The sequence below is a fragment of the Streptomyces sp. NPDC030183 genome, from assembly GCF_055573455.1.
In genome coordinates this window covers 183,507-196,683 of record NZ_JBVIBK010000014.1, presented here as the reverse complement: position 1 = coordinate 196,683, position 13,177 = coordinate 183,507, and the positions used below count along the sequence as shown (strand labels likewise).

The following is a 13,177-nucleotide window of genomic DNA, read 5'->3' as shown; positions in this document are numbered from 1 at the left end:
CGCCGCCTGGGGCCGAGGCCGGGGCCGGGCGGTCAGAACGCCTCTTCGTCCAGCTCCATCAGGTCGAGGTCGACGCCCTCCGAGACCTTGCGGGCCAGGGTGACACCGGGCAGGACGTTGGCGGCGAAGAACTTGGCCGCGGCGATCTTGCCGGTGTAGAAGGCCTTGTCCTTGGCGGACGCGTTCGGGAGCTTCTCGGCGGCGACGGCGGCGCCCTTGAGGAGCAGGTAGCCGACGACGACATCGCCGGAGGCGAGGAGCAGGCGGGTGGTGTTGAGGCCCACCTTGTAGATGTTCTTGACGTCCTGCTCGGTCGCGGCGAGGTCGGTGAGCATCAGGCCGACGATGGCCTCCAGCTCGACCGCGGCCTTGGCGAGGTGCTCGCGGGCGCCGGCCAGTTCCTCGCCGCCCTCGCCCAGCGCCAGGAACTTCTTGATCTCCTCGGCGAGGGAGTTCAGCGCGGCGCCCTGGTTGCGGACGATCTTCCGGAAGAAGAAGTCCTGGCCCTGGATGGCGGTGGTGCCCTCGTACAGGGTGTCGATCTTGGCGTCGCGGATGTACTGCTCGATCGGGTACTCCTGGAGGAATCCGGAGCCACCGAAGGTCTGCAGGGACTGGGCGAGCTGCTCGTAGCCCTTCTCGGAGCCGTAGCCCTTGACGATCGGGAGGAGCAGGTCGTTCAGGGCGTGCTCGGCGGAGGCGTCCTCGCCGGCGGCCTCCTTGACCGCGATCGAGTCCTGGACGGAGGCGGTGTAGAGGACGAGCGCGCGCATGCCCTCCGCGTACGCCTTCTGCGTCATGAGCGAGCGGCGGACGTCGGGGTGGTGCGTGATGGTGACCTTGGGCGCGGTCTTGTCCATGAAGTTCGCCAGGTCGGGGCCCTGGACGCGCTCCTTGGCGTACTCGAGGGCGTTGAGGTAGCCCGTCGAGAGGGTGGAGATCGCCTTTGTGCCGACCATCATGCGGGCGAACTCGATGATGCGGAACATCTGGCGGATGCCGTCGTGCTTGTCGCCGATCAGCCAGCCCTTGGCGGGGTGCCGGTCGCCGAAGGTCATCTCGCAGGTGTTGGACGCCTTCAGGCCCATCTTGTGCTCGACGTTCGTGGCGTAGACGCCGTTGCGCTCGCCCAGCTCGCCGGTCTCGACGTCGAAGAGGTACTTCGGGACGAGGAAGAGGGACAGGCCCTTGGTGCCGGGGCCGTGGCCCTCGGGGCGGGCGAGGACGTAGTGGAGGATGTTCTCCTCCATGTCGTGCTCACCGGAGGTGATGAAGCGCTTCACGCCCTCGATGTGCCAGGAGCCGTCCTCCTGCTGGATCGCCTTGGTGCGGCCGGCGCCGACGTCCGAACCGGCGTCCGGCTCGGTGAGCACCATGGTGGAGCCCCAGGTCCGCTCCACCGCGATCTGGGCGATCTTCTTCTGTACGTCGTTGCCCTCGTCGTAGAGGATGCCGGCGAACGCCGGGCCGGAGGAGTACATCCACACGGCCGGGTTCGAGCCGAGGATCAGCTCCGCGTAGGCCCAGATCAGGGAGGCGGGGGCCGTCGTGCCGCCGATGCCCTCGGGCAGGCCGAGCCGCCAGTACTCCGACTCCATGAAGGCCTTGTAGCTCTTCTTGAAGGAGGCCGGGACCGGGGCGGTGTTCGTCTCCGGGTCGAAGACCGGCGGGTTGCGGTCGGCGTCCGTGAAGGACTCCGCCAGCTCGTTCTCGGCGAGACGGGTCAGCTCCTCCAGGATGCTCTTGGCGGTGTCCGTGTCCATCTCCGCGAACGGGCCGGTGCCGTACAGCTTGTCGCGCCCGAGCACCTCGAAGAGGTTGAACTCGATGTCGCGGAGATTCGACTTGTAGTGCCCCATGGCGACGGCTCCGTAGAAGAGGGATCGGCGAGGGACTGGATCCTCGCGCTAGTTCACATACCAACAAGTAGCTTCCTCCGATGATGCTACCCACCGGTAATAAGAAGCAACCCCGATCGGGTCATCTGTGACTCGTTACGCTTTGCCGCATGTACGGCTACGACCAGAGCGCTGGCACTCAGCAGCAGTACGCCCCGCCGCAGCAGCCCATGTCCGGGCAGATGCCCGGGCAGCAGATGCCCGGCGGCCCGATGGGCGGGGGCTACGGGCAGCAGCCGCCGCTGTATCCGGAGCCGTCCCCGCCGTCCCTGGCGGACGCGGTGCGTGCCTTCACTACCGGTCAGATGGCCGCCGAGGACTTCCAGCAGGTCTTCGCGACGTCCAAGGTCTACTGCCCGCGCGGTGACAACCCGGGGTTCCTGGCGCTGCACAACACGCAGCAGCCGGTCATTCCGATGTTCACCTCGCTCAAGGAGCTGCGCCGGTACGCCGGCAAGGAGTCCAAGTACTTCGTGATCACGGGCGCCGAGGTCATCGACCTGCTCCCGACCGGCTACGGCTTCGTCCTCGACATGGAGGGGGAGCACCGGATGGTCTTCGACGCGAAGGCGGTGGAGCAGATGGTGGAGTTCGCGATGCGGCGCATGTACGGATAGCTGGTCGCTCGGTCGGGGCTCGGCTCCCGGTCGCGTCCCGCGGTTCACGGCGGGACGAGTGGAACGCCCGGAGGGAATGTCCTCCGGGCGTTCGTCGTTAGGCCTGGCAGAAAGTTCAACAATCAACTAAAGTGAGCGCACAAGGAGGTACCGACATGCCCGCAGTGACCGTCGAGAACCCGCTGACCCTGCCCCGTGTTGTCGCGTCGACCGACGCGGTGGCCCGTCCGGTGCTCGCCGTGACGACCGCGCCCAGCGGTTTCGAGGGCGAGGGCTTCCCGGTCCGCCGTGCGTTCGCCGGCATCAACTACCGCCACCTCGACCCGTTCATCATGATGGACCAGATGGGCGAGGTGGAGTACGCGCCGGGAGAGCCGAAGGGCACGCCCTGGCACCCGCACCGCGGCTTCGAGACCGTCACCTACATCATCGACGGGATCTTCGACCACCAGGACAGCCATGGCGGTGGCGGCACCATCACCAACGGCGACACCCAGTGGATGACGGCCGGCTCGGGTCTCCTCCACATCGAGGCGCCACCGGAGTCCCTCGTCATGTCCGGCGGTCTCTTCCACGGCATCCAGCTGTGGGTGAACCTCCCCGCCAGAGACAAGATGATGGCCCCGAGATACCAGGACATCCGCGGCGGCCAGGTCCAGCTGCTCACCACCCCCGACGGCGGCGCGCTGCTCCGCGTCATCGCCGGTGAGCTGGACGGGCACCAGGGGCCCGGCATCACCCACACGCCGATCACGCTGCTCCACGCCACCGTGGCCCCGGGCGCGGAGATCACGCTTCCGTGGCGCGAGGACTTCAACGCGCTGGCGTACGTGCTCGCGGGGCGCGGCAGCGTCGGGGTGGACCGGCGTCCGATCCACCTCGGTCAGACGGCCGTCTTCGGGGCGGGTTCGTCCATCACCGTGCGGGCGGACGAGAAGCAGGACTCCCACACGCCCGACCTGGAGATCGTGCTGCTCGGCGGACAGCCGATCCGTGAGCCCATGGCCCACTACGGTCCGTTCGTCATGAACACCCGCGACGAGCTGCAGCAGGCGTTCGAGGACTTCCAGAAGGGCCGGCTGGGCACGATCCCGGCGGTCCACGGGATGACCGAGGGCGGTATCTGACCGCCGGCTCCGCCCGCGAGCCGTTGTCCTGAGGCCCCCGCCCGACCGGGCGGGGGCCTCAGGCGTGCGGGGCCTCAGGCGTGCGGGAGGAGAAGGAGAGACAAAAGATCCATACGGCGCATACTGGAGACGAGTCCTGGCGTGCGGGAGGTGGACATGACTACCTCGACACCGACGGCGCGGACGGCGCCCCAGCTCACGGACCCGCCGCCGCGACGAGACCTCTGGCCGCCTTCTACCGCGACGAGAGCAACCTCGAGCTCACCGAGGCCATGACCCTGGTGATGCTGGCCGGGACCTTCCTGTTCCTGTGGTTCCTGTCCGCGCTCGCCCGACGCGTCGGCCGCCGCTCCCCGCTGGTGCTCACCGGCGGGATCGTGTTCGCCGTGCTCACCATGGTCGCGACGATCACGAGTGGGATCTACGCCGTCTCCGCCCTCAACACGGACACGTTCGTGGTGGGACCGGGGACGGCCATGGTGGCCATGCTGCTGATGGACGTCGCGTACGCCGGGTTCATCGCGGCGATGGCGGCGGCGGCCGTGCTGCTCTTCGCCGTCTGGCGCGCCGGCGTCACCACCCGCGCGGTGCCCGCCTGGCTCGGCTGGTCCGGCTTCGGCATCGCCGTCCTCTGCTGCGCGGGCCCGTTCAGCGCCTGGCTCACGGTCCTCCTCATGGCCCTGTGGACGGTGGCTGCGGGGGTGGTCCTGATCGCGCGTCCGCCGGTCGCGGAGTAGCGGGTCCGGCCCGGCGGCGGCGGGGGCGGGGCGCGCGGCTCGGCCGGTGCTGGGGCACGGCCTGTCTGTGGTGGGGCGGGCGGCTGGTCAGTGGTGGGGCGCGGGGTGCCGGTCTGTGGTGGGGGCGGGCGGCTGGTCCGTGGTGGGGCGCGGGGCCGTCGCGTCACTCGGCCGGGTGTCCGCGCACGACAGGGCGGGGTGGCCGTGGTCCGCTGGAGGCGTGCAGCTGCTCCCCGAACCCGTGCGGCGTCTCGCCGCCTGGTGCGCCGTCGTGCTGCTCGTCGCCGGGGTCGTGTACGTCGGGATCGCGCTGTGCGTGGAGTTCCGGACGGCCGTCACCCCGGTGCTGCTCGCCCTGCTGGGGGCCGCGCTGCTCGGGCCGTTGCACCGGCGGCTGGTCAGGGCGCGGGTGCACCGGTCGCTCGCCGCGGGGCTCACCTGCGTCGCGGTGGTCGCGGTCGTCGGCGGGGCCGTGTACGTCGTGGTCGCCGCGCTCATCGGCACCGGGGACCAGATCATCGCCTCGCTCAGGGACGCGGCCCACGACGTCACCCGGCACTTCGGCGCGGCGGGCACCTCGTTGGACGATCTCGCCGCCAACGCCAAGGAACTGCTGGGCCGGTTCGGGGGGACGGCGGCGTCCAACGTCATCAACGGGGTGAGCGTCGTCGGCGAGGCCATCGCCATGGCCGTCCTCGCGCTGCTGCTCGTCTTCTTCTTCCTGCGGGACTCCGACCGGGTGGCCGGCGCCATCCGGGCGCTGTCGCCGTGCGGGATCGCAGACACGGTGGAGGCCATCGCGCGGCGGGCGTTCGAGGCCGTCGAGGGGTTCATGCGCGGGACCACCCTGGTGGCGCTCATCGACGCCACGTGCATCGGGGTCGGGCTGCTGATCCTCGATGTGCCGGGCGCGGTCGGGCTCGGCGCGCTGGTGTTCGTCGGCGCGTACATCCCCTATCTCGGCGCCGTCGTGTCGGGCGGGGTGGCGGTGCTCGTCGCCCTCGCCGACCGGGGGGCCGTGATCGCGCTGTGGGCGCTCGGGATCGTGCTCGCCGTGCAGGTGCTGGAGGGGCATGTGCTGATGCCGATGATCCAGAGCCGGACGGTGCAGATGCACCCGGCGATCGTCATGCTGGCCATCACCGCGGGCGCCTCGGTGGCCGGCGTCCTCGGCATGCTCCTCGCGGTACCGCTGACCGCGGCGGCCTTCGGGGTCGTCCACGAGCTACGGGACCGGTACACGAAGGAGCGGGTCGCCTAGAACCTGTCTGACAATGTTACGAGGCCCCGGGGCCGGCACCCCGAGAGCACGCACCTGACGCCGCGCGGCCGCCCTTCGGGCGACGACCCGAATGGTCGGACAGGCCCTAGCGGCGTTCAGGCGGGAGCGACCCGTCAGACGGGAGCGACCCAGTGGTGTGGGACGCACGGCTGGGCGCGGACCGGCGCTCGGGTGCGGCACGGTGGTCACCGGTCGGCTCGCCTCGCCGGCTCGTCGGGTGGGGCCGTCGGTAACGAGGGCTCGTGGAGTTCGAACCAGATGCTCTTGCCGTCGCCGCGCGGGTCGACGCCCCACGCGTCCGCGAGGACGTCCATGAGGACGAGACCGCGTCCGGACGAGGCCAGCTCGCCGGGGCGGCGTTTGTGGGGGAGGTCGTCGCTGGCGTCGGTCACCTCGATCCGCATCCGGCGCTTGCCGCCGTCGCCGGTCATCTCGGCGACGAGGAGCGCGTCGGCGTCGGTGTGGACGAGGACGTTGGTGAGCATCTCGGAGACGAGGAGCACCGCCGAGTCGACCTGGTCGTCGGAGGTCCAGTCGTGCAGCAGTTCGCGGACCTGCTGGCGGGCCCCCGCGATGCGCTCGGGCTCGGCCTGGGCGACGGTCAGGGCGGTACGGCGTATCGGGGCCCGTACGCCCACGGTGTCACCGCGGTCGGACCCCTCGGTGCCCCGGGACAGCAGCAGCATCGCTATGTCGTCCTCGCGCCGGTCGGCGAGCGGGCCGGGGGTGTGATGGGAGGACGGACCGTGCACGCCCTGGACCAGGGCGTCGGCCAGCGCCTCCAGCCGCCCGGGAGCGAGCCCGTTCAGCAGGGGGAGCCCTCCGGACGCCGAACCGGCCACCGCCGAGCCCTGCCGGCCGAGGCCGACGCCGGTTTCCGGGCCGTCGCTCCCGACAGCGTTGCCATCCGTCTCGTGCGGGGCCCTGTCGAAGGACTCCAGGATCGTTCGGATGCGGCGCCAGCCCGTGTCCAGGTCGTGGCCGCCCGTCTCGATGAGGCCGTCGGTGCACAGGAGCATCGTCTCGCCGGGTTCGAGGACGAGGCGGGTGGTGGGGTAGTCGGCGTCGGGGTCGATGCCGAGGGGCAGGCCGCCCGGGGTCGGCCGGACCAGTACCGTGCCGTCGGCCATGCGGATCGCCGGGTCGGGGTGCCCGGCGCGGGCGATGTCCAGCACCCCGGTCACCGGGTCGACCTCCACGTACAGGCACGTCGCGAAGCGCAGGTCGGTGAAGGTGTCGCCGGAGGTGTCCGCGGTGACGCCGTGCAGGAAGCGGGACGCGCGGGAGAGGACCGCGTCCGGCGGGTGGCCCTCGGAGGCGTAGGCGCGCAGGGCTATGCGCAGCTGGCCCATGAGCCCGGCGGCGCGGACGTCATGGCCCTGGACGTCGCCGATGACGAGGGCGAAGCGGCCGCTGGGCAGGGCGATCATGTCGTACCAGTCGCCGCCGACCTGGAGCCCGCCGCCGGTGGGGACGTAGCGCGCGGCGACGCTCATGCCGGGTATCCCGGGGCCGAGCGTGGGCAGCATCGTGCGCTGGAGACCGTCGGTCAGCTCGCGCTCGGTCTCGGCGGCGCCCGCGCGGGACAGCGCCTGGGCGAGCATCCGGGCCACGGTGGTGAGGACGGAGCGCTCGTCGGGGGTGAAGGCGACCGGGTAGGTGAAGCCGGCCATCCACGCGCCCATGGTGCGGCCGGCGACGATCAGTGGCAGGAAGGCCCAGGACTGGCGGTCGAACTGTTCCGCGAGCGGCCAGGCGGTGGGGTAGCGGGACTTGTAGTCCTCGGGGGAGGAGAGGTAGACGGCGCGGCCGGTGCGCACGACCTCGGCGGCCGGATAGTCCGTCTCCAGCGGCATATGGGTGAACGGGCCCTCGTCGCCCTGGTTGTGTCCGTGGTGACCGATGACGGTGAGGCGGTCGCCCTCCACGCCGAACACGGCGAGCCCGTCCGGGGAGAAGCCCGGCATCGCCAGGCCCGCCGCGACCCGCAGCACCTCCGCGGTCGACCGCGCCTCGGCCAGCGCCCGTCCCGCGTCCAGCAGGAACGCCTCGCGGGAGCGCCGCCAGTCGCCGGTGACGGCCGCCGGGGCGCGGGCCGCGGTCTGCGGCGAGGGCTCGGTGACCTCTTGGATGGTGCCGATCAGCTCCACCGAGCGGCGCACCGGGTCGAAGGTCGGTTTGGAACGGCTGCGGACGGTGCGGACGACGCGGCCCTGCTCGTCCATGATCCGGATGCGGACCTCCGCGAGGGTGTCCTCCGCGACGGCGAGCTGCACGACGGAGACGATCTCGTTCCAGTCGACGGGGTGCAGCCTCGACCGCGCGCCGGCCTGGGTGAGGGTGGCCGGTTCCGGGGGCAGCCCCAGGAGCCGGGCTGCTTCGGCGTCGACGGTGACGGTTCCGGCAGCGCTGTCCCAGGTCCACAGTCCCGTCGCCAGGGCGGACAGGACGTCCTCCACGGTGGGCGGGGGCTCACCAGTGCGCATTGACCCACTCTAAGAACAGCCGATCGGACCGTGCCACCGAAGCTGTACCGGGCACCGAGCGGCAGCCGGGACGACCGCGATCGGCGGCGACGGCGGTGACAGCGGTTGACGTTATCGACAGAAACCGCTTGCGGTCCTGGCTATGGCTGTGACGGTGCGTATCCATGCGAGAAAGGTGTCCAGGGCGGGAGAGCGGTGTCCGGGACGTCGTAGGACGCGGTTGCCCCCGCGGGCGGCGGTAAATGGTGGGGAGGCGATCTTGGGGTGCCCGGTACCCTTGGCTGTGTTTCACGTGAAACACGGACGGTGAACCGTGTGGCACGGTCCCAGATCCCCGATCAGCGAAGGCTGGATGAACGACGATGCATCGGTACAGGTCCCACACCTGCGGCGAGCTCCGCGCCTCTGACGTCGGCACCGACGTCCGGCTGAGTGGCTGGCTGCACAATCGGCGCGACCTGGGCGGCATCCTCTTCATCGATCTGCGCGACCACTACGGCATCACGCAGCTCGTCGCCCGTCCGGGCACGCCGGCGTACGAGGCGCTGGACAAGATCTCCAAGGAGTCGACCGTCCGCGTCGACGGCAAGGTCGTCTCCCGCGGCGCCGAGAACGTGAACCCCGACCTGCCCACCGGTGAGGTCGAGGTCGAGGTCGGCGAGGTCGAGCTGCTCGGCGCGGCCGCCCCGCTCCCCTTCACCATCAACGCCGAGGACGGGGTCAACGAGGAGCGGCGTCTGGAGTACCGCTTCCTCGACCTGCGCCGTGAGCGCATGCACCGCAACATCATGCTGCGTACGGCCGTGATCAGCGCCATCCGTCACAAGATGACGGCCCTCGGCTTCAACGAGATGGCCACGCCGATCCTGTCCGCCACCTCCCCCGAGGGCGCCCGCGACTTCGTCGTGCCCTCGCGTCTGAACCCGGGCAAGTTCTACGCCCTCCCCCAGGCTCCGCAGCAGTTCAAGCAGCTGCTGATGATCTCGGGCTTCGACCGCTACTTCCAGATCGCGCCCTGTTTCCGCGACGAGGACGCGCGCGCGGACCGTTCGCCGGGCGAGTTCTACCAGCTCGACGTCGAGATGAGCTTCGTGGAGCAGGAGGACGTCTTCCAGCCCATCGAGAAGCTCATGACCGAGCTGTTCGAGGAGTTCGGCAACGGCCGTCACGTCACCTCCCCGTTCCCGCGGATCCCGTTCCGCGAGGCGATGCTCAAGTACGGCTCCGACAAGCCGGACCTGCGCGCCCAGCTGGAACTGGTCGACATCACGGACATCTTCGAGGGCTCGGAGTTCAAGGCGTTCGCCGGCAAGCACGTGCGGGCGCTGCCGGTGCCGGACGTCTCCGGCCAGCCCCGGAAGTTCTTCGACCAGCTCGGCGAGTACGCGGTGGAGCAGGGCGCGAAGGGCCTGGCCTGGGTGCGGGTCGGCGAGGACGGTGCCCTCAGCGGCCCGATCGCCAAGTTCCTCACCGAGGAGAACGTCGCCGAGCTGACCAAGCGTCTGTCGCTGGCCCCGGGCCACGCGGTGTTCTTCGGCGCCGGCGAGTTCGACGAGGTCTCGAAGATCATGGGCGCGGTGCGGGTCGAGGCCGCCAAGCGCGCCGGGCACTTCGAGGAGGGCGTCTTCCGGTTCTGCTGGATCGTCGACTTCCCGATGTACGAGAAGGACGAGGACACCGGGAAGATCGACTTCTCGCACAACCCGTTCTCGATGCCGCAGGGCGGCCTGGAGGCCCTGGAGACCCAGGACCCGCTGGACATCCTCGGCTGGCAGTACGACATCGTCTGCAACGGCGTCGAGCTGTCCTCCGGCGCCATCCGGAACCACGAGCCCGAGATCATGCTCAAGGCGTTCGAGATCGCGGGCTACGACCGCGACACCGTCGAGGAGCAGTTCGCGGGCATGCTGCGGGCGTTCCGCTTCGGCGCCCCGCCGCACGGCGGTATCGCCCCGGGTGTCGACCGCATCGTCATGCTCCTCGCCGACGAGCCCAACATCCGCGAGACCATCGCCTTCCCGCTCAACGGCAACGCCCAGGACCTGATGATGGGCGCGCCGACGGAGCTGGAGGAGGCGCGGCTGCGGGAGCTGCACCTCTCGGTGCGGAAGCCCCAGCCGAAGTAGCACGCACATGAGCACGGCAAGCCTCGTGGAGGCTTGAAGGGCAAGGGCCCTGAGATCGTTCGCCGATTTCAGGGCCCTTTTCCATGCGTTCCTGTGCGACGTGCGCATGGGGTGGGTGAGGGGACGCGGAGGTGAGGAACCCGTAGGGGACGGAAACGCCGGGAGGTGGAGGAGGCCATGGAGATCGCCGTGTCGTTCGCACCGCTGCTGTTCCTCGGGGCGGTGGTCGCGGTCGTCGTCCAGCGGCGCTCCGGGGACGATCGGGCACCGGTGTCCGACCGGGCGCGGGTCGGCGCGGACGGCGCCGCCGCCCGGTCCCTGGCCGACGCCGCCGAACGCCTCCGCAGCGCCCGGGCGGGACTGGCGGCCGCCCGTACGCCGGACCAGTACGAGGAGGTCGTCCGCGCGGCGGCCGAGGGTCTGCGTCACGTGCGGGTGGCCCGCAGGGCGCTGGGGCCGGACCGGGCGGGCGACGGGGCCGAGCGGAGGGAACTGCTGTACGGGGCCGACGCGTCCTACTGATCATGACCACGCCGCCCTCAGCATCTGTCCCCGTGCCCACGACGCTCGGTGAGGAGATCCTCCTCCTCTCCCTGGACGACTCCACGGGCGAGGCGAAGCTGCCGTTGCGGACGCAGCACGCGATCGCGGCGGCGGCCCTGCTGGAACGGGCGCTCGCCGGTGACCCGGAGGACGCGGTGCTGCCGGACGACGCCGAGAAGTGGATCAACGAGCACCGGACCGAGGAGTACGAGACGGCCCTGCGGGGTGTGCTGGACAAGGGCCTGATCCGAAAGGAGAGGCGCCGGCTCCTCCTCGTCTTCCGCACCACCGTCTACCCGGAGGCCGACGGCACGGTGGAGGCCGCGCTGCGCGGGCGTCTCGCGGCGGCCGTCCTGGAAGGAAGCGATCCCGACCACCGCACCGCCGCACTGATCACTCTGCTCCACCACGCCGACCTGCGGGAACTGGTCTTCCCCGGGCTGGGCAAGGAGCAGTCGGCGGCGGTCGAGCGGCGTATGACCGAGATCGCGGAACGCCACTGGGCCGACCCCGCGCTCCGCCGTATGGCCGAGACGGCCGCCGCGGCGTCGGCCGCGCTGACCGCCGCGACGATGGCGACGACGGTCGTGGTGATCACGGCGGCGACGTGACCGGTGGTCCCGGCCCTCACTGGTGAGGGGCCCCGCTCAGGAGCCGGACGTCCCCCGGTCGACGCTGCCGCTGTTCCCGTTCGTCACCCCTCGGCGTCGGGGTTCTGGCTCTCGGTCTCCCCGCTGTCGGGCGTCTTCCCGCTGCCCGGCTTCGTGTGGAGTACCTCGCGGGCCTGTTCCGCGGCGCGCATCGTGCTCTCGCTGACGAAGTCGAGGAAGCGGGCGACGTTCTCCAGGCGCACGGCGGCCGGGGTGTCGTGGCCCAGGACTCCGACGCCCTGCCGGGCGATCTCGATGACCTGGTTGAGAGCCCGGGCGCTGGCCAGCATCGACTGGTACCAGATGTCGTCGTCGACGACATAGCGCTCGCGGCGGCGTTCGTCGCGCTCCCGGCGGACGAATGCCTGACCCTCCAGATACGTGATCGCCTTCGAGACGGACGCCGGGCTGACCTGGAGGCGCTGCACCAGCTCGGACGCGGTGAGGCTGCCCGTGTCCGTGAGGGTCAGGCAGGCCATGACCCGCGCCATCATCTTGGGCATGCCCGAGGCCATCATGACGGTCGCGAACGTCTCCTCGAACTCGCGCACGGCCTCGGTGTCCCGCCCGTACGCCTGCGTGGCCGCCGACGGATCGCGGGGCGCGGCCTGCCGGCGCCGCTGCGCGCGGCGTTCGGTGGCGCGGTGGGCGAGGTCGGCCCGGTAGGCGGTGGGGCCGCCGTTGCGCATGACTTCGCGGGTGATGGTCGAGGTGGGGCGGTCGAGGCGTCGGGCGATCTCGGCGTAGGCGAGACCGTCGGCCAGCCCCAGGGCGATCTGCTGACGTTCGGGCTGGGTGAGCCTGCCTCCCGGCATGGGCGTCTCCTTCGTGGTCCGCGAGTGCCCCCACTATAGCGTTCACTTCCATTTCATTGCAACGAAGCGATGCTGCGATCGTTGCGTTAATCCTGATGCCGTTGCAATGATTTCACCGCTCTCACCAGCAATAACAACGATCCGCTGCAACGAACTAGTTGCCGATATTTCGAATGCAACGTAGCTTTTCTCTCGTCGGAAACAACGAGTCAGAGGAGAGCACGATGCAGAAGTTCGCCACCCCCGCCCCGATCGCCGCCGTCCTCGACGTCCAGGCCGGGCGGGTGCAGGTCATCGCCGCCGACCGGGCCGACACCGCCGTCGAGGTCCGGCCCGTGGACCCCTCCAAGGACCGGGACGTTCAGCTCGCCGAGCGGACCACCGTCGAGTACGCCGACGGCACCCTGCGGATCACCGCGAAGGCGCCGGCCAAGAACCGCCTCGTGGGCCCCGCCGGCTCGGTCGAGGTGACCGTCCAGCTTCCCGCCGGCTCGCACGTGGAGGCGACCTCGGCGGGCGTCGAGTTCCGGGGCGTCGGACGGCTCGGGGACGTCACCGTCGACGGCGCCCTCGGCCAGGTCAAGCTCGACGAGACCGCCCGGGCCCGCCTGGCCGTCCTGGCCGGGGACATCGCGGTCGGCCGCCTCGGCGGGCCCGCGGAGATCAGCACCCAGCAGGGCGACATCCGCATCGGCGAGGCCCTCGGCGGCACGGTCGTGCTCCGCACCGAGTCCGGTGACATCTCGGTCGCCGCCGCCCCCGGCGTCTCGGCCGCCCTGGACGCCGGTACCTCCTACGGCCGCGTCAGCAACGCCCTGAAGAACGACGGCACCACCGCGCTCGCCATCCGCGCCACCACCTCCTGCGGCGACATCACCGCCCGCAGCCTCTGACCC

At 70.7% G+C, this 13,177-nt stretch carries 11 protein-coding genes; 8 read left to right on the top strand and 3 right to left on the bottom strand.

Going from position 1 to position 13,177, the window contains the following annotated elements:
• Positions 1–32: 32 nt before the first annotated feature.
• On the bottom strand, positions 33–1,859 hold the full coding sequence (locus ACZ4Z2_RS18965; protein ID WP_468077396.1) for an acyl-CoA dehydrogenase: 1,827 nt from the start codon (positions 1,857–1,859) through the stop codon (positions 33–35).
• Positions 1,860–2,008: 149 nt separating this feature from the next.
• Between ACZ4Z2_RS18965 and ACZ4Z2_RS18960 the strand changes: the two genes are divergently transcribed.
• The 4 genes from ACZ4Z2_RS18960 to ACZ4Z2_RS18945 all read left to right on the top strand — a co-directional run bounded on the left by ACZ4Z2_RS18960 (position 2,009) and on the right by ACZ4Z2_RS18945 (position 5,640).
• A complete protein-coding gene (locus ACZ4Z2_RS18960) occupies positions 2,009–2,515 on the top strand; it encodes an SseB family protein (protein ID WP_468077394.1) in 507 nt (168 codons plus the stop codon).
• A gap of 155 nt (positions 2,516–2,670) precedes the next feature.
• Complete coding sequence (locus ACZ4Z2_RS18955) at positions 2,671–3,642, top strand: pirin family protein (protein ID WP_468077392.1); 972 nt, start codon at positions 2,671–2,673, stop codon at positions 3,640–3,642.
• Between the two features lie 80 nt (positions 3,643–3,722).
• Positions 3,723–4,379 carry a hypothetical protein gene (locus tag ACZ4Z2_RS18950; protein WP_468077390.1) on the top strand — a complete coding sequence of 219 codons (657 nt, stop codon included), beginning with the start codon at positions 3,723–3,725 and terminating at the stop codon, positions 4,377–4,379.
• Between the two features lie 220 nt (positions 4,380–4,599).
• A complete protein-coding gene (locus ACZ4Z2_RS18945; RefSeq protein ID WP_468077388.1) occupies positions 4,600–5,640 on the top strand; it encodes an AI-2E family transporter in 1,041 nt (346 codons plus the stop codon).
• A gap of 206 nt (positions 5,641–5,846) precedes the next feature.
• Here ACZ4Z2_RS18945 and ACZ4Z2_RS18940 read toward each other — a convergent pair whose 3' ends face one another.
• Positions 5,847–8,147 carry a SpoIIE family protein phosphatase gene (locus tag ACZ4Z2_RS18940; protein ID WP_468077386.1) on the bottom strand — a complete coding sequence of 767 codons (2,301 nt, stop codon included), beginning with the start codon at positions 8,145–8,147 and terminating at the stop codon, positions 5,847–5,849.
• A 362-nt stretch (positions 8,148–8,509) separates the two neighbouring features.
• On the opposite strand from ACZ4Z2_RS18940, the gene aspS reads away from it, so the two are divergent.
• From aspS to ACZ4Z2_RS18925, 3 genes are all read left to right on the top strand, one after another.
• Entirely contained in the window at positions 8,510–10,273 is a 1,764-nt protein-coding gene (gene aspS, locus ACZ4Z2_RS18935; RefSeq protein ID WP_468077384.1) for an aspartate--tRNA ligase, read from the top strand.
• Positions 10,274–10,450: 177 nt separating this feature from the next.
• On the top strand, positions 10,451–10,795 hold the full coding sequence (locus tag ACZ4Z2_RS18930; RefSeq protein ID WP_468077382.1) for a hypothetical protein: 345 nt from the start codon (positions 10,451–10,453) through the stop codon (positions 10,793–10,795).
• A 32-nt stretch (positions 10,796–10,827) separates the two neighbouring features.
• The gene (locus tag ACZ4Z2_RS18925) at positions 10,828–11,427 is read left to right on the top strand and encodes a GOLPH3/VPS74 family protein (RefSeq protein WP_468077380.1); all 600 of its coding nucleotides are present in this window, start codon (positions 10,828–10,830) and stop codon (positions 11,425–11,427) included.
• Positions 11,428–11,510: 83 nt separating this feature from the next.
• Here ACZ4Z2_RS18925 and ACZ4Z2_RS18920 read toward each other — a convergent pair whose 3' ends face one another.
• Positions 11,511–12,281 carry a GbsR/MarR family transcriptional regulator gene (locus ACZ4Z2_RS18920; protein WP_468077378.1) on the bottom strand — a complete coding sequence of 257 codons (771 nt, stop codon included), beginning with the start codon at positions 12,279–12,281 and terminating at the stop codon, positions 11,511–11,513.
• Between the two features lie 224 nt (positions 12,282–12,505).
• Between ACZ4Z2_RS18920 and ACZ4Z2_RS18915 the strand changes: the two genes are divergently transcribed.
• The gene (locus tag ACZ4Z2_RS18915) at positions 12,506–13,174 is read left to right on the top strand and encodes a DUF4097 family beta strand repeat-containing protein (protein ID WP_468077376.1); all 669 of its coding nucleotides are present in this window, start codon (positions 12,506–12,508) and stop codon (positions 13,172–13,174) included.
• Positions 13,175–13,177: the final 3 nt, after the last annotated feature.